General features: G+C 33.0%; 20 protein-coding genes. 11 read left to right on the top strand and 9 right to left on the bottom strand.

What is annotated here, in order from left to right:
• Positions 1 to 25: 25 nt before the first annotated feature.
• Positions 26 to 1,045 (bottom strand): xanthine dehydrogenase family protein subunit M, encoded by a 1,020-nt coding sequence (locus tag P0R33_RS21810; RefSeq protein ID WP_276173274.1) that lies wholly within the window; start codon positions 1,043 to 1,045, stop codon positions 26 to 28.
• Positions 1,038 to 1,523: a (2Fe-2S)-binding protein gene (locus P0R33_RS21805; protein ID WP_276173273.1), complete on the bottom strand. Its 486-nt coding sequence runs from the start codon at positions 1,521 to 1,523 to the stop codon at positions 1,038 to 1,040. The genes P0R33_RS21810 and P0R33_RS21805 overlap by 8 nt, the downstream gene beginning before the upstream one ends.
• A gap of 57 nt (positions 1,524 to 1,580) precedes the next feature.
• On the opposite strand from P0R33_RS21805, the gene P0R33_RS21800 reads away from it, so the two are divergent.
• Complete coding sequence (locus P0R33_RS21800) at positions 1,581 to 2,048, top strand: hypothetical protein (protein WP_276173272.1); 468 nt, start codon at positions 1,581 to 1,583, stop codon at positions 2,046 to 2,048.
• Positions 2,049 to 2,121: 73 nt separating this feature from the next.
• Complete coding sequence (locus P0R33_RS21795) at positions 2,122 to 2,334, top strand: hypothetical protein (protein WP_276173271.1); 213 nt, start codon at positions 2,122 to 2,124, stop codon at positions 2,332 to 2,334.
• A 258-nt stretch (positions 2,335 to 2,592) separates the two neighbouring features.
• Here P0R33_RS21795 and P0R33_RS21790 read toward each other — a convergent pair whose 3' ends face one another.
• The 3 genes from P0R33_RS21790 to mnmE all read right to left on the bottom strand — a co-directional run bounded on the left by P0R33_RS21790 (position 2,593) and on the right by mnmE (position 6,083).
• On the bottom strand, positions 2,593 to 3,735 hold the full coding sequence (locus P0R33_RS21790) for a site-specific integrase (RefSeq protein WP_276173270.1): 1,143 nt from the start codon (positions 3,733 to 3,735) through the stop codon (positions 2,593 to 2,595).
• Entirely contained in the window at positions 3,728 to 4,297 is a 570-nt protein-coding gene (locus tag P0R33_RS21785) for a helix-turn-helix domain-containing protein (RefSeq protein WP_276173269.1), read from the bottom strand. The genes P0R33_RS21790 and P0R33_RS21785 overlap by 8 nt, the downstream gene beginning before the upstream one ends.
• Positions 4,298 to 4,682: 385 nt before the next feature.
• Complete coding sequence (gene mnmE / locus P0R33_RS21780; protein WP_276173268.1) at positions 4,683 to 6,083, bottom strand: tRNA uridine-5-carboxymethylaminomethyl(34) synthesis GTPase MnmE; 1,401 nt, start codon at positions 6,081 to 6,083, stop codon at positions 4,683 to 4,685.
• A 169-nt stretch (positions 6,084 to 6,252) separates the two neighbouring features.
• Here mnmE and P0R33_RS21775 point away from each other — a divergent pair, with 169 nt between their 5' ends.
• Both P0R33_RS21775 and P0R33_RS21770 read left to right on the top strand, forming a co-directional pair.
• Positions 6,253 to 7,086: a universal stress protein gene (locus tag P0R33_RS21775; RefSeq protein WP_276173267.1), complete on the top strand. Its 834-nt coding sequence runs from the start codon at positions 6,253 to 6,255 to the stop codon at positions 7,084 to 7,086.
• A 61-nt stretch (positions 7,087 to 7,147) separates the two neighbouring features.
• Positions 7,148 to 8,920 (top strand): DNA mismatch repair protein, encoded by a 1,773-nt coding sequence (locus P0R33_RS21770; RefSeq protein WP_276173265.1) that lies wholly within the window; start codon positions 7,148 to 7,150, stop codon positions 8,918 to 8,920.
• A gap of 128 nt (positions 8,921 to 9,048) precedes the next feature.
• On the opposite strand, the gene P0R33_RS21765 is transcribed toward P0R33_RS21770, so the two are convergent.
• Positions 9,049 to 9,462: a helix-turn-helix domain-containing protein gene (locus tag P0R33_RS21765; RefSeq protein ID WP_276173264.1), complete on the bottom strand. Its 414-nt coding sequence runs from the start codon at positions 9,460 to 9,462 to the stop codon at positions 9,049 to 9,051.
• 124 nt (positions 9,463 to 9,586) lie between these two features.
• Here P0R33_RS21765 and P0R33_RS21760 point away from each other — a divergent pair, with 124 nt between their 5' ends.
• Positions 9,587 to 10,354: an SDR family NAD(P)-dependent oxidoreductase gene (locus tag P0R33_RS21760; protein ID WP_276173263.1), complete on the top strand. Its 768-nt coding sequence runs from the start codon at positions 9,587 to 9,589 to the stop codon at positions 10,352 to 10,354.
• A 2-nt stretch (positions 10,355 to 10,356) separates the two neighbouring features.
• A complete protein-coding gene (locus P0R33_RS21755; RefSeq protein WP_276173262.1) occupies positions 10,357 to 10,800 on the top strand; it encodes a PaaI family thioesterase in 444 nt (147 codons plus the stop codon).
• A gap of 96 nt (positions 10,801 to 10,896) precedes the next feature.
• On the opposite strand, the gene P0R33_RS21750 is transcribed toward P0R33_RS21755, so the two are convergent.
• From P0R33_RS21750 to P0R33_RS21740, 3 genes are all read right to left on the bottom strand, one after another.
• Positions 10,897 to 12,498: a Na+/H+ antiporter gene (locus P0R33_RS21750; RefSeq protein WP_276173261.1), complete on the bottom strand. Its 1,602-nt coding sequence runs from the start codon at positions 12,496 to 12,498 to the stop codon at positions 10,897 to 10,899.
• Between the two features lie 192 nt (positions 12,499 to 12,690).
• Positions 12,691 to 14,385 (bottom strand): ribonucleoside-diphosphate reductase subunit alpha, encoded by a 1,695-nt coding sequence (locus tag P0R33_RS21745; RefSeq protein WP_276173260.1) that lies wholly within the window; start codon positions 14,383 to 14,385, stop codon positions 12,691 to 12,693.
• 18 nt (positions 14,386 to 14,403) lie between these two features.
• A complete protein-coding gene (locus P0R33_RS21740; RefSeq protein WP_276173259.1) occupies positions 14,404 to 15,378 on the bottom strand; it encodes a ribonucleotide-diphosphate reductase subunit beta in 975 nt (324 codons plus the stop codon).
• 865 nt (positions 15,379 to 16,243) lie between these two features.
• Between P0R33_RS21740 and P0R33_RS21735 the strand changes: the two genes are divergently transcribed.
• The 5 genes from P0R33_RS21735 to P0R33_RS21715 all read left to right on the top strand — a co-directional run bounded on the left by P0R33_RS21735 (position 16,244) and on the right by P0R33_RS21715 (position 23,654).
• A complete protein-coding gene (locus P0R33_RS21735) occupies positions 16,244 to 17,944 on the top strand; it encodes a tetratricopeptide repeat protein (RefSeq protein ID WP_276173258.1) in 1,701 nt (566 codons plus the stop codon).
• 245 nt (positions 17,945 to 18,189) lie between these two features.
• Positions 18,190 to 19,680 carry an ankyrin repeat domain-containing protein gene (locus P0R33_RS21730; RefSeq protein ID WP_276173257.1) on the top strand — a complete coding sequence of 497 codons (1,491 nt, stop codon included), beginning with the start codon at positions 18,190 to 18,192 and terminating at the stop codon, positions 19,678 to 19,680.
• Between the two features lie 92 nt (positions 19,681 to 19,772).
• On the top strand, positions 19,773 to 20,258 hold the full coding sequence (locus P0R33_RS21725; protein ID WP_276173256.1) for a DUF2271 domain-containing protein: 486 nt from the start codon (positions 19,773 to 19,775) through the stop codon (positions 20,256 to 20,258).
• Between the two features lie 136 nt (positions 20,259 to 20,394).
• Entirely contained in the window at positions 20,395 to 22,578 is a 2,184-nt protein-coding gene (locus P0R33_RS21720) for a PepSY domain-containing protein (RefSeq protein WP_276173255.1), read from the top strand.
• An 83-nt stretch (positions 22,579 to 22,661) separates the two neighbouring features.
• Positions 22,662 to 23,654, top strand: a complete 993-nt coding sequence (locus tag P0R33_RS21715; protein WP_276173254.1) for an FAD:protein FMN transferase — start codon at positions 22,662 to 22,664, stop codon at positions 23,652 to 23,654.
• Positions 23,655 to 23,858 lie beyond the last annotated feature (204 nt).

The raw sequence follows: 23,858 nt of genomic DNA, 5'->3' as shown, positions 1-23,858 counted from the left end.
TTTTAAAGTTTTAATTTACCGTAGATCAGAGTGAAGCTTTTGCGCCGGGACGCTGCGATTCTGGATTTAATGCCATGATGCAGTTTCGTATAATTGCTCTGTGCGCCAGTTCAATTTTAAAGTTATTATGTTCATAACCAAAAGCCCCGTTAAGGATTATTTTTGCCGCTTGGGAAAAATTTTCGCGAGTTGGCTTCTTTTGTTTTAAAAAATCTTCAGCCTCCAAAACTCTCCATGGTTTGTGGGCGACACCTCCCAATGCAATTCGGGCATCTTTTACAGTTCCCTGTTCCAATTCAAAAGCCGATGCTACCGAAACCAGTGCAAAAGAATACGAACTTCTGTCGCGAATTTTCAAATAAGAATAGTTTTCCGCAAATCCTTCAGCTGGAAGATCTATACTGGTAATTATCTCTCCATGTATCAGATTATTGTCAAGATGAGGCGTTTCACCCGGAAGACGATGAAAATGAGCAAACGGCAATTTTCTTTCTCCATTAGGACCGCTGATATTGACCTGTGCATTTAAAGCCGCTAAAGCCACGCACATATCGGAAGGAAAAACAGCAATACAGTTTTCGCTTTGCCCCAAAATAGCATTTATTCTGTTATGACCTGAAATGGCAGAACATCCAGAGCCCGGATCTCTTTTATTGCATGGGGTGTTGATATCATAAAAATAGTAGCATCGCGTACGCTGCATCAGATTGCCTCCATTGGTAGCCATATTTCTGATCTGTGCGGAAGCGCCTGCCAGAATAGCTTTTGACAATAAGGGATAGCGTTCCTCAATTATGGGGTCATATGCGGTCTCTGCATTGGTATGCAGGGCACCTAGTCTTACTCCGCCGTCATCAAGCCTTATTATTGAATTGAATTCCTGAATCGGATTAATATCAACTAGTTTATCGGCCTTGGTTATGAAGTATTTCAGAAGATCATTGATATTCGTACCGCCGGCCACTGCTTTATTGCGGATATCCCCGTTCAGCTCTGCAATAGCCTGCTTGGTATCAGAAACTTTAATATAGGAGAAATTATTCATTGCTGCCTCCTTCCATCACCTGCATTACTGCATTTATAATTCCTCTGCTGGCACCGCACCTGCATAAATTGCCGCTCATGAGCTCCTTTACCTCTTCGCTGGTTCTTGCTTTTCCTTCCTGCAGCATCCCAACAGCGCTGCAGATCTGGCCTGGCGTGCAGTAGCCGCACTGAAATGCATCATGGTCTATAAATGCCTGCTGGATCGGATGGAGTTTTTCACCATCGGCAATGCCTTCTATCGTGGTAATAGCAGCACCGTCTTTCATAACTGCGAGCGTAAGGCAGCTCAATATTCTTTTTCCGTCCACCAATACCGTGCACGCTCCGCACTGACCGTGGTCACATCCTTTCTTAGTTCCAGTCAGACCGATTCTTTCCCGGAGAACGTCCAAAAGCGTTACCCATGGCAAAATTCGTAAATGGTAATCACTGCTGTTTATGCTGAGATTAATGCCGTGCATCTGAGTTGAATCCATAGCCTTATATTTTTTTAGTTCTGCCGCAGCAATACGGCTCTCTAAATTAAATTTTATATGCCATTATCACTTACAGCATTCCCGAGTATTCTTACAAAACTTACAGCAGTCCTTCCAGCAGGACGAAGTGGTAATTCAGCAAGGCCACACACAAATTATATAACAATACTGGCTGCAACCGCAGTAACTTTAGCATCTCTTTTTTTAACAAAAGACATTTTTAACTCTAAACCTACAGATATGAAATTCGATCTTTACCTTAAGACAGCAGAAGAAGCGCCTACTTATGAAGAGCAGCTGCTTTTAAATTTTGACGAATTTTTAAAAAAGGGCTGTATAAGCATTAGAAAAGCTATCAGTGCCCATGCCTCCGGATACCGCATGCTGAAAGATGATCTTAAAGATTATTTTCAGCCGGAGCGGTTCAAAAACCGCTGGGATGAAGAGCAGCCGGAGGAAAATCCGGCAGAGCCTCAGGAAAATGAAGAAGAACCCGAAACTTTTGAAATGAAAATCCAGCAATAAATCGATCTTATTTCAGTAAAGTTTTCTTTAGCTATATTTTTAATTTTGAATGGATTATAAAACTAAAAACGCGATGAAAAATGCAGCAGAAAAAAAAGAAAATCATAATTGCCCAGCCAGCAGAAGCAGGCTTTTCAGCGGCGAGAACAATGAATTGATTTACATCAAATCTTATAACGGAGACTGGGGAGACTGGGATGAAAAATCAATTAAGGAAAATATTACAGCTGATCCAGCAGCAGAAAATTCCAGCAGCAGGAATACCGAAATTAGTGATCTAGAATAAAAATACATTTATTATTATGTACAGCACCAATAAAAGGAATTATACGCCGAGTACGAGGACTTCCGATAAAAAGATACAGTCTAAAACTGTTTCCGCCAGAGCGGATGAGAAAGCAAGGTCCGACGTCAAGAAATTTGTTCAAACCGGCAGCAGATCTTCACTTTAAACTATCACTTTACACTAATGTAATCATAACAAAAACATCCCATTAAAAATGAGACGTTTTTGTTTTAGGCTAAAATAGACTGCAAACTTTAATTATTCCAAAGAAATCCTGTTTGCAGCATCTCTTTTTTTCTGGTCAATAACTTTTGCATATATCTGGGTGGTTTTAACGCTCTTATGCCCCAGCATTTTTGAAATAGTAAAAATATCAGTCCCTGCTGTGAGCTGTAATGTTGCGTAGGTATGCCTGAAACAGTGGAATGTAATATGTTTTTTAATTCCGGATAAAGCTACCCAGACAGGAAGCGCGCGGTCAACGTCCCATTTATTCAAATCTTTAAATACCTTCTCATTGTCGCCCCTGCGCTTTCCAAGGAGTTCAAATGCTTCATCTGAAATCGGTATGGAAGCGGTACCTTCCGTTTTCTTCTGCCTGAATATGATATAGTGGCCGTCATTCTCAATGTAAAGAAGTTCAGACCAGGTCAGCTTAGCGATATCGGAATATCGCACCCCGGTAAGAACTGAAAACATCGAAATCCTGCGGACTGTCAAGTTTGGGCAGGGAGCGGCAAACAGCCTTCTGGTTTCTTCCAGAGTCATAAAATTCCGCTGTGACTCCATTTCCTTAATAGATCCAATTTTCGCATTGATATCGGTTTTCAGTTTATCTTCCTTGTAAGCCGCTTTCAGGGCTGTTTTTATTTTATTGTAATACGAAAGAGCCGTATTGCGCGACAGCTGCTTTTTGTTTTTTCTTAAACTTTTAGCTTTTAGGAGATAATCTCTGTAATCTTCAATTAAAGAAACCGTTACCTCTCCAAATGACAGATCCCTGCCTTTTAAAAAGGCCTCAAAATGAATGATGGCACAAGCCCATATCGATAAATTGTTGCCGATTTTTTTCTTTCCTAAATTTTTATAGAACTGCAGGAAAGATTCTTTTCCGACCGCCTGAACCTTCATCTGTTCCTGTTCAAAGGCTGAATAAATCTCAGCTTTATTGATTTCGTTCTGTCTTCGCGCACGGATAAGCTCTGCTGTATGGAGACTTTCCGTATTTGCCATTTTCTGATGCTGGTCCGAAGGTTTTTGATAGACGTAGATTTTTAGAAATTCGCGTCTGGTAAAATCATTTGCTTTTGCATCCCATACAGGCGGATAGAAATCTAAATACAGAGACATTCTGCCCTGAGAAATAACTTTTTTTCTAAGTGTTACAATACTCTTACCCATGGCTCTTACTATTAAATAATAAATCCAATTCCATCTTGGAAACGTAAACAAACTTTCCTGCGCTGTATCCTCTAATTCCCTGTCTCTTTAATATTCCGTACAATGCGGAAGGAGAAACATTAAACTTTTGCTGCGCCTCGGAAATCGTATAACAGTTTTCAATTCCCGGAAACTCTTTAACAGTTTCATCATCTTTTTTAATTTTATGCAGACCTTCAATAAACTGGTCAATATCGGAACGCTTAATAAAATTTCTCGAACCTACCTTACTTATGGTAAGTTCACTTCTCGAAATCAATCGATAAATAGTTCTTCTGCTAAATCCCATAAGCATGCTTGACTCATCAATACTGAGAACTGCAAGCTTTTTAAGTTTTTCCATCTCAGCACTATTTGCCGATTCGGCTTTCTGGCTGTCGAGTACTTTCTTCTTTTCTCTGCTGCACTTTTTGTAGTTCTTGCTGGCGCAGGTTAATGAACAGAATTTTGTCTTAATTGTCTTGGCTGTAAATTCATTATTACAGAACCGGCAGATTTTGGTAATCCTAATGTTTGAACTCATAGTTTTTAAATTTAAGTTTCCTACCGTACTTAAATGTTCTTCGAACGCCGCATATCATTTAACAAACACTTGATAATCTGTGAATTGAATTTAAAATACTTCTGGACACATAACCAACGATGAGCAATATTTAGGCATTTTTGCTAACTTCTTTAACAGAAATACGTGTTTGTACAAACCCTTATATTTGCTCATTTGTGTCATAATTAATCCCTTTTTGTCACAAAATTTGTACCTCGAAAACCGAGGTACAAATAAGGTACAAATTTGAACGTAATAACACCAAATATTCCAAAAAACAATTCAATAAAAAAAGAGCTAAGATGTTATTTACCAATACCTTAACTCTTTTTATTATTTTTTACTTTGTAATATTTTGTCCCTTTTATTTGCCGATGCAAAAATTGGCGAATATATTCCCCAACAATTCGTCATTTGAGACTTGACCGGTGATAAGACCGAATTGGTATAAAGCCTCACGAATATCAAGCGCCATTAAATCACTTGAAAGTCCAGATTCTAAACCAAATTTCACTTTTTGAATTTCATCTAAAGCTTTTAATAAAGAATCATAATGTCTTGTATTCGTAACAATTGTTTCGTTATTACGAAGCGCTCCTGTATTTACAAAAGACAATAATTCATTTTTTAAATCCTCTACTCCTATTTTTTCTTTTGCAGAAATTAAAAGCAATTTTGCATTTAAATTTTCTAACTTACTCTTAATATTCTCAACTTCATCAGCCGATAAAATATCTTTTTTATTGACAACAATCAGTAAAGGTTTAAGTGGATATTTGTTTTTGATTTGTTCGATTTCTGAAACAAAATTAGAACTTGAAGCTTGAAATTTTAATCCGTCAAATAAATAAATTACAACTTGAGCTTGCTCAATTTTTTCAAAAGTTTTCTTGATTCCGATGCTTTCTACAACATCTTTTGTATCACGAATTCCGGCAGTGTCAATAAATCTAAATCCAATTCCGCCAATAACTAATTCATCTTCAATAGTATCACGAGTTGTTCCTGCAATATCAGAAACAATCGCACGTTCTTCGTTTAATAAAGCATTTAAAAGTGTCGATTTTCCAACATTTGGTTCACCGACAATAGCAACAGGAATTCCGTTTTTGATCACATTTCCAACTGCAAATGAATCAATTAAACGTTTTAAAACAAATTCAATACGATTCAATAATTCATGAAATTGCGTTCTATCTGCAAATTCCACATCTTCTTCTGCAAAATCCAACTCCAATTCAATTAAAGAAGCAAAATTTAAAAGTTCCTCACGAAGTTTCGCAATTTCATTACTAAATCCACCACGCATTTGCTGCATGGCAATTTGGTGAGAAGCTTCATTATCAGACGAAATCAAATCGGCAACTGCTTCTGCCTGAGATAAATCTAACTTTCCGTTTAAGAATGCTCGAAGCGTAAATTCTCCTGCATCCGCCATTCTACAGCCTTTTCGAAGTAATAATTGAATAATCTGTTGCTGAATATAAGTCGAACCGTGACAAGAAATTTCAATTGTATCTTCTCCAGTGTAGGAGTTTGGTCCTTTAAAAACAGAAACTAAAACTTCATCAAGTGTTTTACTTTCGTCTATAACATGCCCTAAATGAAGTGTATGTGTTTTCTGTTTGGTTAAATCTTTATTTTTAATAGATTTAAAAACCGAATTTCCAATTGTTATGGCATCGGCTCCAGAAATTCGAATTATGGCGATAGCTCCAGCGCCCGAAGGTGTAGCCAAAGCAACTATAGAATCTTGATTTATCATGCGGCAAAGGTACAAAAAAAGCCTAAAATCATTTCAAATAACAAAAATCAAAATTTTCAAGAAAATGAACATATTAACAAATTATTAAGTGTTAAAATACTGATAATTATCAGGTTGTTTTAGTTCTAGAATGAGTAAATTTGAGAGACAAACCTTAATTCTAAATACGATGAAAAAGATATTATTCCCTACCGATTTCTCAGATGCAGCCACAAATGCATTTATCCACGCTTTAGAATTTGCTAAAGTTGTAAAAGCCGAATTGATCTTGCTTCATACATTTGAAATACCGGTTTACGACAGCCAATTCTTTCCAGAGAATTATGCCTCAATATACAGTTCGATTGAACTGGCTAAATTTGAAATGTTTAAAGATGAAATCCCGAAACTTCGAACAATTGCAGCCGAACGCAAATTAGATGATATTGTAATTAAACACCGATTGATGGATGGTGATTTGATCTACAACTTAAAAAATGCGGTTGAAGAAGACAAAGCAGATTTTGTTATTATGGGAACAAATAGCGTTTCTGATTGGACAAAATTCTTTACAGGTTCAAATACAGAATCTGTAATTTCTGGTGTTGAAGTTCCTGTGTTGTGTGTTCCAATTGAGGCTAAATACAAAAAAGTAAAAACAATTGGTTTTACAACACGCTATCGCGAGAAAGACAAAAAAGAGCTTAAAAAAATATTGAAAATCGCAAAAAAGACCGATGCGAAGGTTAAAAGTTTATATGTAAAAACTTCTAATTCTGATGTTACAGACGAAGCAAGAAAAGAATTTGAAAGAGAATTTGCAGCAGAAAATGTAGAATTTTTAGTTTTACCAAGTGACGACGTAAAAGAGACTATTCTTGATTTTGTTCTTTTTAAAGACATTGATATTCTAACCACAATTACGCACAAACGTTCTTTCTTTGAAAGCATTTTCGATTCAAGCTTCAGTAAAAAAATAACAAAAGAAGTTCCAATTCCAATTTTGGTTATGCACGAAGATTAACGAGAATATCTATTGATTTTATAACGTAAAAACTATATTTGTATTTCAAGCAAATTTTAGAATGAAAGCATATCAAGACAAAATCAATATCTATTCAGATTTATATCATAAAACCAACAAAAAATACAACAGTATTAGCCTTTTGAGGTTATTAAGTATTTTCCTTTTTTTGTTTTTTATATTTAATTACATTAAAACAGACGAAATACTTTATGTAATATTAGCTGTTCTATCTTTTGCTGGTTTTATTGTTTTAATGAGAATTCATTCCAAATTATCATTTCAAAAACTCCTCGCTGATACTCTTTTAAAAATCAACAAAAATGAAATTGCTTTCTTAAAAAGAGAAAAGACATCTTTTGAAAACGGAGCTGAATTTATCGATTTTCATCATCCGTATGCATACGATTTGGATATTTTTGGAGAACATTCTTTATTTCAAAATTTAAACAGAACGGCTTCTTTTATCGGAAAAAAAACACTTGCAAATTTATTATTGCATACACTACCTCAAGACTCTATTTTAGAAAATCAAGAAGCAGTAAACGAACTAAAAAACAAAATAGATTGGAGACAAGAATTTCAAGCTTTAGCAATTATTGGCGAAGATTCTAAACAATCTTATGAAGCCATAAAGTATTGGATTTCTTTTAAAAATAATACTTTGCCTAAAGTTTTAGTTGCACTTTCTATAATTTTTCCTATACTCTTTTTCGGACTATTAACTTCTTATTTTATTACTTCAAAAACCATTTTGCTTTCTTACCTAACGTATGTTTTTATTGTCAATATGATTATTCTAGGATTCGCTACAAAAAGAATTCGATCTGAAATTGCAAAGGCAGATAACATCGATACAATTATAAAGCAATATGGTTTATTAATTGAAAAAATCGAGAATGAATCTTTTCAATCAAAAAAGTTAATTCGTTTACAAGAGCAATTAAATTTCAAGAACGAAAAAGCAAGTCAGCATTTAAAACAGCTTTCAGAATTGTTCTCGAGAATGGATACTATAAGTAATTTATTTACAGCTACTTTATTTAACGGAACATTTTTATTTAACCTTCATGTTTTAAGAGCACTTTTAAAATGGAAAGAAAATTATGCTTCTGAAATTGATAACTGGATTTCTATTATTGGAGAAATTGAAACTCTAAATAGTCTTGCTAATTTGGCATATAATAACGACGATTTTGTTTTTCCAGAAATCAATTCAGAACATATTATCGAATTTAAAAATCTAAGTCATCCGTTATTAAATCCAGCAACAAGAGTTGGAAATGACACTCAATTTTACCCGCAATCTTTTGTGATTTTGACAGGTTCGAACATGTCTGGAAAAAGTACGTTTTTAAGAAGTTTAGGCATCAATATGGTATTAAGCGGAATTGGCTCAGTAGTTTGTGCTTCAGAAGCTAAAGTTAATCCACTTCCAGTATTAGTTTCAATGAGATTATCAGATTCTCTCTCAGATTCTGAATCTTACTTTTTTGCTGAAATTAAACGTTTAAAACAGATTATGGATGCTCTTGAAAATCAGCCAGCTTTCGTTTTATTAGATGAGATTTTAAGAGGTACAAATTCTGATGATAAAAGAAACGGAACTATTGAAGTGGTAAAGAAAATAATTTCTAAAAAAGCAATCGGCGCAATCGCCACACATGACATTGAAGTTTGTCTTACTACAAATGAATTTCCCGAAATTCTAACCAATCAATGTTTTGAAGTTGAGATTCTAAACAACGATTTACATTTCGATTATAAACTCCGAAACGGAATTTGTAAAAACAAAAGTGCCACTTTTTTAATGCAGAAAATGAAGGTGATTTAATGGTTGATGGTTGATGGTTGATGGTTGATGGTTGATGGTTGATGGTTGATGAATTAATACTTTGCATAGATTCTTCGACTCTGCTCAGAAAGACAACTAAAGCATAATTCATAATTAATCATTAACAATTATAAACCTTCTTTCATCTTTCTAATTCCTTTTTCTATAAAGGCTGTTTTGTTTTGTTTTGCTTTTTCGAGCACAATTTTTCTTTCTTCTGGGATTTCGTAATATTTCTCAGCCCACAAACTGATTTCGATTAATACAGGAAACAATTCAATTCCTTTTTCTGTTAATTGATACAAAACTTTGGCTTTACTATCTGGATGATTTAGTTTAGTAATCAAATCATTGTCTTCTAAAATTAAAAGCCTGCTGGCTAAAATATTAGTCGCAATCTTTTCTTCTGATTTTAAAAAGTCGCCGTAAGTACATTGTTTTTTAAACATCAAATCTCTGATAATCAATAATGACCATTTATCTCCCCAGATTTCTAAAGAAGTATTTATTGGGCAATTTGATCTTTTTTTAGAAGCTTTCATAAAAATAAATTAAAATATAACTTGCATTTTGCAAGTAATTAATATCTTTGTACTTGCAAAATGCAAGCAAATTTATTTAATATTCTTAAACAAAGCAAATTATACACTTTAAAATCAGAAAAAAATGGACTTAAAAGGTAAAACAATATTAATTACTGGCGGTGCGTCAGGAATAGGTTTAGAATCTGCAAAACAGTTTTTGGCAGAAGGCGCCAAAGTAATTATTACAGGAAGAAATCAAGGAAAATTAGATGACGCAAAAAGGCTTCATCCACAAATTATTGCTATTCAAAATGATGTTGCTGATGCAGAGCAAGCAGAACAGCTTTATAAAAAAATAGAAGGTTTGGGCGGAATTGATATTCTTTACAATAACGCAGGTGTTGCGAATCCTATAAATAATTTAGCTAAAACAAACGATCAAATTACAGAAATGGCGGCTTACGAAATGAATATAAACTATTTAGCTATTGTAAGATTGAATAATTTATTTCTAAAAATGCTTCAAAGCCGACCAGAAAGTGCCATTATCAATACAACTTCAGTTTTGAGTTATGTTCCGTCGAATTTGGCTCCAACTTATTCTGCTACAAAAGCCGCACTTCGTTTTTATACCGCTTCACTTAGAAACCATTTGGAAGTAGCAAAAACCAATGTTAAAGTGTTTGAATTACTACCGCCTTTAGTTGCAACAGAAATGGCAAAAGGTATCGATGCCAAAACAATAACTCCAGAAACACTTGTAAAAGGACTTGTTGATGGAATTCATAAAAATAATTACACCATTCGCGTAGGCGACACAAAAGTAATTTATTTCTTGAGCCGATTTTTTCCAAAAACAGCTTATAAACTAATTAATCCTTTAAAAAACAGCATCAAATTATCCGCATAAATATGGAAAATAAAAGATTATTGTTTCTTCAAAGTTTTATTGGAAAACATTTTACAGACAGTCCCTCACCTTTTGCACATTGGCTAAACGGAAAAGTAATTGCTGTTGAAGAAAAATCAGTTGAATTTGAATTTGAAATCAGAAAAGAAATGACTAATCCCGTTGGAATGCTTCATGGCGGCGTGACCGCAGGAATGATTGACGATTGTATTGGCGTCAATTTTATGGTTTTAGGACTTGAAAAATTTTATCCAACCATCAATTTATACATCGATTATTTTAATCCTGTATTCGAAAATCAAACGGTTATTGTTAAAACTAAACTTGAAAAGTTAGGCAAAACGATTATCAATATCAAAGCTGAAGTTATTAATAAAAATACCTTTAAAATTGTTGCGCAAGCAAGTGCGAATTTAGCAATGAGTGATGTGAAAATTCCTAATTAAAATCTTTAAAAAGAAAAAAGCTTTGTCAAAGTTTTAAACTTTGACAAAGCTGAATATCGTTAAAAATCAACAATTAATAATTCACAATTAAATAAACTATTCCTCGTACATTTCCATCCACAAACGAGTTTCTTCCAAGTCTAATTCTTTTTCGATTTTACGGAAGATTTCTTCATTTACAGAGCCAAACTTGTGCATTGATTCTAATTTCCCTCTTTCAACATTCAAAAGATCAATCTGAATTTTGGTAAATTCATTAAAAATTTGTCCGCCTAAAACTTTTCCATTCCCGAAAAAGTTAGAAGGAAGCTCTGTTTTTTGCAGTCGATTAAATTTAACTTCATATTTACTTTTAATATTATGGAGCAATTCATCGTCTAGCAAAGAAAAATTATCTTCAATATGTGCAATCGTTTCAGATACAATTACATTTCGAATATTATATTCTTCAGCAAGTATGGAATAACGTTCAATTTTAAGCTTTTTTATAAGCCAAGGAAGTGTCAGACCTTGAATAACTAAAGTTGAAAGTATGACACAGAAAACCAAGTATATGATTAAATTTCGAAGCGGAAATTCTTCCGTTTTATTCAACATTAATGGAAGAGCCAGTGCTGCCGCCATAGAAACTACGCCACGCATTCCTGACCAGCCAAAAATGATCATATTTCGATAATCGAATTCTTCTTTTTCACGAATTTTTTTACTGAGCATTCTTGGAATAATTGTTGCCGGAATCACCCATAAAAAGCGAACTAAAATAACCACAATACTGATTACAGCGCCCCAAATGAATAACGAATTTCCAGAATAATTACTAATCCCGCTGATAATTTGCCTTAATTGGAGCCCAATTAAAATGAAGATTAATCCATTCAAAATATTGTTTAAGACATCCCAAATTGTATTGGTCATAATTCTGCTTTCATGAGAAAAAATGGTTCCAGATCTAGCAGCTAGAAAAAGCCCCGTTGCCACTACAGCCAAAACTCCTGAGCCTTCAAAATGCTCTGCAATTAGATAAGATGCAAATGGTGTTAATAAAGTAAGCGTTACCTCAATAATATCATCGCAAACAAATCTTTTATGAATATAGTACATTACAACGCCAACAGCCAAACCAATTGCTGTACCTAAAACAGACATTAAAACAAAATTTAAACCTGCCTGCCATAAAACAAAATTTCCAGCCGTAATTGCCATTAGAGCATATTTATACGCTACAAGACCACTCGCATCGTTTACTAAACTTTCTCCTTCAAGAATAGCAATTAATCTCGGATTAAGTCCTAAACCTTTTGTTATGGCTGTTGCAGAAACTGCGTCTGGGGGAGAAACAATTGCGCCCAATAAAAAAGCTAACGGCCAAGAAATATCATCTATAAGCCAATGCGCCACGACAGCAACCAAACCTGTTGTAAAAAACACCAAACCAACGGCGGCTAAAGTTATTGGTCTGACAGACTGCTTAAAGTCGGACCAGCTTGTATGCCACGCCGCGTGGTACAATAATGGCGGCAGAAATATAATAAATACCACTTCTGGGCTTAAAGCTATCACCGGAAGTCCTTCAAAAACGCTAATAATAACACCGCACAAAACCAAAACAATCGGAATTGGAAAATTATACTTTTTACTAACAAGGCTAAGAAAAGCTACGCCAAAAAGCAGCATTATAATTACGGTAATATTCTCCATTTACTGGTGGTATTTATTGATTTTGGATTGTAAATTTTGGCACTAAATTACTATTTTATGATAACTTTATTTTCATAGATTTAAAAAATAATTTCTGAGGATTATTTGTTTCTTAGAATAGCAAACAACAACAATAAATAATTCTTTAAATAAAAAAGCCGAATCTAAATTCAGATTCGGCTTTTGTTTTTTTTATGATTCGCAACTGCTGCACGAAACAAGACTTGTTACTAATTCTTTAGAAACACTTTGGCTTCTTTGGTAGTATAAACTTTTAACACCTTGTTGCCAAGCTTCGATCATTAATCGGTTTACATCTTTAATCGCCAATTCTGCTGGAATATTAAGATTTAAACTTTGTCCTTGATCTACAAATTTCTGACGAATTCCTGCTTGCTGCACAATTTCTAACTGGCTGATTTCTTTAAATGTTTTGAAAACATCTTTTTCAGCCTGAGTTAATTGTTCCATGTGCTGAACACTTCCTCCGTTTAGCATAATTCCTCTCCAAACTTCTTCGTTATCCAAACCTTTTTCTTCAAGCAGTTTTTTAAGGTATTTGTTTTTACGCATAAAGTTACCTTTGCTCAATCCAGCTTTGTAATAATTACTGCTGAAAGGTTCAATTCCTGGCGAAGTTTGTCCTAAAATAGCAGAAGATGAAGTTGTCGGAGCAATTGCCATTGTTGTAGTATTACGTCTTCCATAACCTTTAAGCAATTCTGGTTCTCCGTAAATTCTCGCCAAATCCTGACTTGCTTTATCTGCTTTGTCGCTGATATGTTTGAAAATCTCTGTTGTTTTCATTTTGGCTTCCATTCCTTCAAAAGGAATCATATTTTTTTGCAGATAAGAATGCCATCCTAAAACTCCTAAACCAAGTGCGCGGTGTCTTTTGGCAAATTTATTAGCCGCAGAAAGATAATAGTTTCCTTCTGTTTTTTCGATGAATTCCTGTAAAACAGCATCTAAGAAAAAGATCGCCAATTTTACCGCTTCAGTATCTTTCCATTCATCATATAATTCTAAATTCATAGAAGAAAGACAGCAAATAAACGATTCATCATGAGTTGACGGAAGCATAATCTCGCTACATAAATTACTAGCGTTAATTCTAAGATTCTGATCTTTATAAACTTGCGGCTTGTTTTTATTTACATTATCACTAAAGAAAATATAAGGCAATCCTTTTTGTTGACGGCTTTCTAAAACTTTAGCCCAAACTTGTCTTTTTTCTGCATCGCCATCAATCATTTCTTGCATCCAATAATCTGGCACACAGATTCCTGTAAACAAGTTCTGAATTGGATTTCCAATACTTTTAATTTTCAAAAATTCTTCGATATCTGGGTGATCAATATCTAAATACGCTGCAAATGCACCACGACGAACTCCACCTTGAGAAATCGTATCCATTGCTGTGTCAAAAAGTTTCATAAAGCTAACTGCTCCACTACTCTTTCCGTTGTCTGTTACGGCACTTCCGCGCTCACGCAATTCACCAAAATAACCAGAAGTTCCGCCTCCAATTTTGGTTTGCATAATTACTTCACCCAATTTATGTGTAATTCCTTCAATTTTGTCTGGAACATGCACATTAAAACAAGAAATCGGAAGACCTCTTTCTGTTCCCATATTTGCCCAAACTGGCGAACTGATACTCATCCAGCCTCTTTCGATCATTTCCATAAAAGACTCTTTCAATTCTGGTTTGTAAAGTCTTTTTGAAGCAGCGGTACAAATTCTATCAATTGCGCCTTCTACTGTTTCACCTTTCAAAAGATATCCGCGGTTTAAAATCTGCTCACTTTCAGAGTTTTTCCACCACATTTTGGTATCTATTGCTTGTTCAAAATTATTTGCTGGGTTTGTGTCTATCGTATTCATATGTATGCTGGGCTTGTATTAAAAAAGATCGTTTGCTGTGATGCTTTTATCGTGTTTTGTATATTCAACTGGACGTTTAGCAAAGAAATCGTCTAAACTATTTGCAAAAACTTCTTCTTCAAACCAAGTCATTTTTGAATATTCTTCTGGAGAAACATTAAAAATAGTTTCGATGTTAATTTGTTTCAAACTTTCATCAATTCTAAATTTCATAAAGTTTACCAAATCTTCTTTATTGATTGTTTCTACTGGACCATTTTCAAAAATCCAGTCTAAAATGTCAGCTTCAACCGTAATAGATTCTTTAACCGTTTCTCTAATTAATTCTAAAGTATCGGCATCGAAATATTCTGGAAATTCTTCGCGAATTTTATTGATAATGTAAATTCCTCCATTTGCATGAATTTGTTCGTCAATTGAAGTCCAAGCAATAATATTGCTCACATTTTTCATATATCCTTTGAATCTTGTGAATGACAATAAAATAGCAAACTGGCTAAACAAAGAAACGTTTTCAATTAAAATACTGAACAAAATCAGCGACACCATATATTTTCTGTTGTCCTGAGATTTAGTGTCTTTCAATACATTAGAAAGATAATCTACACGTCTTCGAACCACAGGAACGTCTAATAATCTTTCAAATTCATCATTATATCCTAAAACTTCCAATAAACGAGAATACGCTTCAGAATGTCTAAATTCACATTCTGCAAATGTTGTTCCCAATCCGTTGAATTCTGGTTTTGGAAAATGCTCATATATATTACCCCAAAAACTTTTTACAGCTACTTCAATTTGTGCAATTGCCAACAAACTATTTTTTATAGCTGTTTTTTCTGCCAAATCTAAATGAGCATGAAAATCTTGCGTATCTGCAGTAAAATCAACCTCTGTATGAACCCAGTAAGCTTTATTTATTGCTTCAGTAAATTGGAGAACCTCTGGATATTCAAAAGGTTTATAATTGATTCTTTTATCGAAAATTGACATATATATAGAATTTTAAGTGACATGATTTAAACTGAAATTCGAGCGCACAATTGAAGGTGATATTTGCGTGTTTTTCAATTAATACAAATTTAACCTACAGTTATTCTTTTGTCCAGTTTTAGATGTTAAAAATCCTACCAATTATCAACAGTTTAAAAACCTTAAAAATGATTGATTTTGTAAATTTTATCAACAGGAAAATAATATGTTCTAATTCGCAATGAACTAGCATTTTCACTAAAATTAATTTGAAGTTATCAACATAAATAAAAGGTCTTTTCTGGAAGAGAATTCAAAACAGTTATCAACAGTCACTTTTAAAAAATTGCAATTTCTGATACAATTTCAATTTCAAAAAACGTCTTTTATTAATAATAATTCTAAATAGTATTTTACTAAATTTTTCAGGCTTTAAAAGTTTAACTTTTTTAAAAACAAACCATTACGATTTGGATAATTTTGACTTGGATTATAAATTTCATTTAAAAACCCTAATTCCACCTTTTTTAAGTGCCAATTTTCACGAAAATAAATTTAACATCTAAAAACGTCTAAAAAAGCAAACTCAAGTGCAATAATTCACAATTTTTAAAAGTGAAAAAAGATAATAATCATTGATTTTAGTACTTTAAAAAAACTTTAAAAATAGCGTAGAAATACCTAAAAAATTATTTTAAGAATAATTTAACTTGCGTTTATCTTAATTAGAATTTAGCATCTAAAAACGTACTAAAAATGGCAGTAAAGGCAAAAAATAATATTTCGTTTCATGTGATTAAAAATCAACACTTTAAAGCAATTACAAATTCGTAAATATTATTTTTATTAAATTTACTATACAACTTCATCTGCCAAAACAAATTTAATGTCTGCCAAAAAAATATTTTTCTTTATTTTATTCTGTTATTCATTTGTTGCGAATGCACAAAAACTGCAAATCAAAACTTCAAAAAATGAACTCAAAAATATTGAGTCAATTCTGCTTCAAGAGAAAAATTTTGGCATAGATACAACAGCTTTAAAAGAATATCTAAGTCCGCTAAATAAAATAACCAAATATCAGAGTATTTATAAAGGCTTGCTCGCAAATGGCTTTAGCAATTATTATAATTCTAGAAACAAAACTTCTGAAAATTATTATCTAAATTCCATTAAAAAAGCAAAGACTTCGCATAATATTTCTTTAGAAATTTGGGCAAAACTCAACTACATTAATTATTTATATTTTTATCGAGATTATATCAAACTTACTCCTTTTCTGTTAGAAATAATGGAAAATCTCGAACCGCTCCAAGCCGAACAAATTATAAATGCCGATGAAACTTATAAAAGAATTGGATGGATTCTGCACACGTTTGGCGATTATAAAAAATCGTTGCATTATTTAAAACTTGCCGAAAAACAAGCTGTTAAAAACACATCTGAATATGCTTCTATCATTAATTCGATAGGACTAAATTATCTGTATATTCAAGATTATAAAATGGCTACTTATTATTTAAATGAAACTGCAAAAATTTCTGCGCAGATTCATGATGACGTTCGATACGCCAAAGCGTTGGGAGATTTAGCTATGGTTAGCCAGCAAAAAGGCGATTTAAGAACCGCAATTACTTATTTGAAAAAAGACATTCATATTTCTGAACAAAATAAAAGCGATCAAAATACTATGTATGCTTCAATTTTACTGGCAGAAGTTCTTTTAAAAAATAATCAGAAAGAGGAAGCTTTTGATTTTTTGAATAAAGCCGAGAATATTGCGGTGACAAAATCTTATTTCAAAAAATCAGAATTGCAGATTATTAAACTGAAACTGCAAATCTTAAAGTTGCAGAATTCGACAGAAAATGAATTGAATTTGAGACGCCGAATGGTTGCTATTGAAGAATCTATTGAAAATGAAGACGGTGATGAAGCTATTAATCAGGCCAACTGGATTATTGAAAAAAACAATTATCAACAAAGTATTGATGAGGCGAAAACCAAATATGAAAAAACGCTGAAAAAATTCTATATCATTATTGTTACAATGGTTTTTAGCATTCTTTTATTGGTATTTGTCTATTTTATCAAAAAATACAAAGTAAAACAGGAAGAATACGAACAAAAATTAAAAGCTCTAGAATCTGAAAAAGAAAAAATGGAGCAAAAAGTTCACGAAGATCTAGAATCACAAATAGAATATTTAAAAGAGAAAAGTGTTCAAATAAGAAATCTAAAAAAAGAGATTGAAAATATTGAAAAATCTTCTTTTTATTATTTAGAAAAAAGAAAAGGAAAACTAAGCGATTTGTTGCAATCTCATTTAATGACAGAATTGGAATGGAGTGCTTTTAAAAGAGAATTTGAAAAAGAATGTTCAAAATTCTACATCTTGCTCAATCAAGATTTTCCTGAAATGAGCGAGCCTGATAAAAGATTATTACTGTTGCAAAAACTTGATTTCAGTAATAATGAAATTGCCGAGCTTTTGGAAATTACAAATGAAAGCGTAAAAGAATCCAAAGAAAAACTCAAGGAAACGCTCGGAGATAGATATAAACTCCTTTTTGGTCGTTTCTACTAACGCGATTTTTCAAAGAATTTGATTTTATAAAAGGTGTTGAATTAAAAAAAAATTAAAATCAGCTTAAGGTATTCTTAAATTTTATAAAATCTATGCAATAATTCTCTTTTTACGACGAATTATTCTTGATTTAAAAAGATTAATTTCTACATTTGCTTTATTTTTATTTATTCTAAATAGATAAAAATAATTTCCTCAAAAATAAATTAATCTTGTACAATTCAATAACCATAAATTATCGAAATATGAAAAAGAATCTTTTCGTTTCTTTTGCATTTGCTGCTAGCTTATTTGTAAGTGCTCAGCAAAAAAACGCATTGTTAGATGCGGAATTTTGGAAGACTTCTCCAACTGTTGAAACTGTTAAAGCAGAAATCGCTAAAGGAAATAATCCATCAGAGGCAAACGCAAACGCATTTGATGTTACCACTTTAGCTATTAATAATGATGCACCTTTTGCAACAATTAAATTTTTAGTTGAACAGCCAGGAAATTCAATCACAAAATTGACTCACGATAATCGTATTTACTTACACTGGGCAGCTTACAGAGGCAATACAGAATTAGTTCAATATTTAATTGGCAAAGGTTCTGATGTAAATTTCGAAGATAGCCATGGAACTGCTCCTGCTGATTTTGCGGCTTCAAACGGACAATCAAATCCAGCAATGTATGATGCATTTTTTAAAGCCGGAGTAAATCCGACAAAAAAATATGCAAACGGCGCTAATCTTTTGCTTTTAGCAATTGCTTCAGATAAAGATTTAAAAGCCGCAGAATATTTTTCTACAAAAGGAATGTCTTTAAAAGATGTTGATAATGACGGAAACACCGCTTTTTCTTACGCAGCAAGATCTGGAAATATTGCCCTTTTGAAAAAACTTCTTGAAAAAGGAATCAAACCAACTGACAATGCACTTTTAATTGCGGCACAAGGAAGCCGCAGAGAAACAAATACTTTAGAAACTTATAAATATTTGGTTGAAGAAGCAAAAGTGAAAGCGACAGCTCAAAACAAAACGGGACAAAATGTGTTGCATATTTTGGCTGGAAAACCAAATCAGAAAGAAATTATTGAATATTTCTTAGCAAAAGGAGTTGATGTAAACAAAGCTGATAAAGAAGGAAATTCACCGTTAATGGCAGCTGCATCGGCGAGAGAAACTGCTGCTTTAGAATTATTTCTTCCGAAAGTAAAAAATATCAATGCTCAAAATTTAAAAGGAGAATCTGCTTTGACAAGTGCCGTTAGATACGGATCTCCAGAAGCAGTAAGTTTGCTTTTGGCTAAAGGCGCTGATGTAAATGTAAAAGATAAAGACGGAAACAATTTAGGCGTTTATCTGGTACAATCTTATCGCCCAGCTGGAAGAGAAAAAGTTGCCGTAGATTCTTTTGATGCAAAAGCGAAATTACTTCAAGACAAAGGATTAAACTTAGCAACAGCTCAAAAAGACGGAAACACTTTATATCATTTGGCAATTACAAAAAATGATGTTTCTCTTCTTAAAAAAATTACAGATTTGAAAGTAGATATTAATGCTAAAAACAAAGACGGTTTAACGGCTTTGCACAGAGCTGCAATGACTTCTAAAGATGATGCAATTTTAAAATATCTTGTTTCTGCTGGAGCAAAAAAAGAAATCAGCACAGAATTTGATGAAACGGCTTACGCTTTGGCTAAAGAAAATGAATTGCTTACCAAAAACAACGTTTCGGTTGAATTTTTAAAATAAAAACAATTAATAAATCAATACTTGAAATTCCAAATTCCAACTTTACTTTTGGAATTTGGAATTTGAATTACCAATCAATACAATTAAATTTTATGAAATCAATATTAAAAATTGCTCTTACAAGCGCTTTTATCTTTTTACTTTCTTTTCAAACCCAAGCTCAAGCAAGCAAATACAAATGTATGCTTCAAATGAATAATTACATGGGAGAAGGTGCTTATATCGTTGTTTCTTTAGTGAATGCTAGCGGCGAATACGAAAAAACGCTTTACGTAATGGGTGACGATAAAAAATGGTATAAATCATTAAAAGAATGGAATAAATTTCACGCTGCACAAAAATCTGACGATATCAGTGCTAAAACTGGGGCTTCTGTTACAGGTGGAGATCGTAGTGTAACGACTATTGAAATTGAAAATTCTAAAATTAATAAAGGATATAAATTACGTTTCGAATCGGCTGTAGAAGATCAGAAATATTATGTGAGCGATCTTGAAATTCCGCTTACAACTGAAGGTCTTGCTGAAAAAACAGATGGTAAAGGTTATATCAAATACGTAAGGCTAAACAAAATATAATATTTAGTATATTATTTATTAACTTTCATAGGCATGAATTCATTTTATTTATGCTTAAAATTGAAATCTGAGCTTTGTCAAAGTTTTATCTTTGACAAAGCTTTAAATATTTTAATACATTTCTAGAATAAATTAAATGACTCTTTCTTTTTGGCGTTATGCACACTTGGCTCTGGCCTTATTTTCTTCTATTTTTTTGCTTTTGGCTTCGGTAACCGGAATTATTCTCGCTGTAGATGCGGTTCAGGAAAAAACACTTCCGTATAAAGCAGAAAATTTCAGTAAAATAACTTTAGGAGAAACACTTCCTACTCTAAAGAAAGCGTATCCTGAAATTACCGAATTGAGTGTCGACTACAACCAATTTGTAACGCTTCAGGCTATTGATGCAGACGGAAATGATGTAAATGCATACGTTGATCCAAAAACGGGAAAAGCATTAGGAACTCCGATAAAAAAGACAGAATTCATTAAATGGATTACGAGTTTTCACCGTTCACTATTTCTTCATGAAGCCGGACGTTTTTTTGTGGGCGTAATTTCTTTTTGTTTGTTATTAATATCTATTTCTGGTTTTGTTCTTGTTTTAAAAAGACAACGTGGAATTCGAAATTTCTTTTCTAAAATAATCAAAGAATATTTTGCACAATATTATCACGTTCTTTTAGGAAGATTGGCTCTGATTCCAATTTTAATTATTTCGCTTACAGGAACTTATTTATCCTTAGAAAGATTCAACTTTTTTATGGGTGAAGAAAAAGCAAAACCTGTAAAAACTGAACTTTCGGCGAAAGCCAAAACTACATCTATTTTTAAAACGACTTTATTATCTGATGTAAAGAAAATTGAATTTCCTTTTACAGATGATCCGGAAGAATATTATATCATTGAATTGAAAGATCGCGAAGTCGAAGTAAATCAGGTTACTGGAGCTGTAATTTCTGAAAAACTTTCGCCAATTACAACGCAATATGCGGCATTGAGTCTTGATCTTCATACTGGAAGAATTAATGGAATCTGGGCTATAATTTTAGCAATTGCCTGCATCAACATTTTATTTTTTATTTATTCTGGATTTGCGATTACTTTGAAAAGAAGAGCGAGCCGAATTAAAAATAAATTTAAAGCTAGCGAAAGTACTATTATACTTTTAGTGGGTTCAGAAAATGGAAGTTCTTTTAGGTTTGCAAATGCAATTCAGAAGCAATTACTTAGTCACGGACATAAAGTTTTTATCAGCGAATTAAACAAGTTTACCGCTTATCCAAAAGCAGAACATATTATTGTTTTTACTTCAACACATGGTTTAGGCGATGCGCCTTCGAACGGAACGCAATTTAAAACTTTATTAGAAAGGCAAAATCAGAAACAAAATATCAACTTTTCTGTAGTTGGTTTTGGTTCTAAATCATATCCAGATTTTTGCGGATTTGCTATTGAAATCGATCAGCTTTTACAAAATCAAAATTGGACAGAACGTTATTTAGATTTACAAACCGTGAATGATAAATCGGCGGTAGAATTTGTAGAATGGGTAAAATTATGGAGTGCCAAAACGGGAATTCCATTATCGACAACACCTTCATTATACAATCATGTTCCGAAAGGTTTACAAAAATTAATGGTTTTAGACAAAACACCAATTTCTGAGACTGAACACACTTTTATTTTGACTTTAAGAGCTAATTCTAGAGCAAAATTCAGTTCTGGTGATTTATTGGCGATTTATCCCGCAAATGATTCAAGAGAACGCCTCTACTCTATCGGAAATCATTCTGGAAATATTCAGTTGGTTGTTAAACTTCATCCTGACGGATTGGGTTCTGGATATTTGAATAATTTGGAGCCAGGAAATACAATTAAAGCAAGAATTATTAAAAATCCAGCTTTCCATATTCCAAAAAAAGCTTCGAAGGTTGCTTTTATTTCTAACGGAACAGGAATTGCACCTTTTCTCGGAATGATTGAACAGAATAAAATCAAACAGGAACTGCATTTGTATAGCGGATTTAGAATGGAAACGCCAACTTTAATGGCTTATAAAAAGTTTGCGGCCATTATGATTCAAAAAGAACATTTAGATAATTTTCATGTCGCTCTATCTCGTGAAGCTGAACATATTTATGTAATGGATTTGATTAAAAGAGATGTTTTGTTCTTTGCTAATTTATTGAAGAGAGGTGGCGTAATTATGATTTGTGGTTCGCTTGCTATGCAACAAGATGTTGAAGCTATTTTAAGTGAATTGTTGTTAGAAAAAGGGCTAAAAACTATTGCAGAATATAAAGCAGATAAGCAATTTTTAACAGATTGTTATTAATTGATAATTGTTAATTGTTAATTGTTAATTGATAATTGATATTTTGCTTCGCTGGTGCCTATCAAAACTATAAACTGATTTTTATGTATAAATCGATTTCATATAAAATTTTATTCATTTTTGTGATGACTTGCTGTTTTACAATGAATTCGCAAGTTTTACGAAAAAGAACAACACTTTTAATGGGCGGACGATTTGACATTAGCATTGTAGATAAAGACTCTCTTTATGCAGAACAAAATATTAATGTTGTTATTGAAGAAATTAGCCGAATTGAAAATTTAATCTCCGACTGGAAACCAACTTCTCAAGTTTCTGAAGTAAATCAAAATGCTGGAATAAAACCCGTAAAAGTAGATCGAGAAGTTTTTGATTTGGCACAAAGAGCTATAAAACTTTCGGAAATAACCAATGGCGGATTTGATGTAAGTTTTGCTGCTTTAGATCGTGTCTGGAAATTTGACGGTTCTATGACCGAAATGCCTTCGGCGGAAGCCATAAAAAAATCTGTAGAAAAAGTAGGTTACAAAAATATCATTCTCGATAGTGTCAATTCTACCATTTTTCTAAAATTAAAAGGAATGAAAATTGGTTTTGGCGCTTTGGGCGAAGGTTATGCGACCGATAAATGCCGTAAAATGATGCTCGAAAAAGGAATACAAGCGGGAATTATAAACGGTTCTGGAGATATGAGCACTTGGGGAAAACAACCTAACGGAAACGACTGGAAAATCGGAATTACAAATCCGTTCCATCCTGAAAAATTAATTGGAACAGTTCCGTTAAAAGAAGGCGCTGTCACAACTTCTGGTAATTACGAAAAATTTGTTGTTTTTAATGGAAAACGCTATTCACACATTATAAATCCTGCAACTGGATATCCTGCAACTGGTTTGTGCAGTGTAACCGTTTTCGGACCAAACGCAGAAACTGCTAATGGATTAAGTACTTCGATGATGGTTTTAGGTCAAAAAGAAGGTTTGCTTTTACTTCAAAAATTTCCTGATTATAGTTGTCTGATGATTACAGATAAAGGCAAAATTATTAAATCGAAAAACTTCTCTTATAAATTGTAAATTATCAATTATCAATTGTGAATTGTCTTCCTGAGCGAATTCGAAGGATATTTTTTAAGTTTTTCTATTTTATGTCATTTCGACGAAGGAGAAATCTCCGCTAGTAACTCCGCAACAGTAGTCAATCTTTGTCGAGCTTCTAGCGGAGATTTCTCCTTCGTCGAAATGACAAACAATACTAAACAAACTTTAAAATCCTTTGCG

The sequence above is a fragment of the Flavobacterium sp. YJ01 genome (assembly GCF_029320955.1).
Classification (GTDB): Bacteria; Bacteroidota; Bacteroidia; order Flavobacteriales; family Flavobacteriaceae; genus Flavobacterium.
The sequence above is the reverse complement of the archived record's forward strand: the minus strand, read 5'-3'. Positions and strand labels throughout refer to the sequence as shown.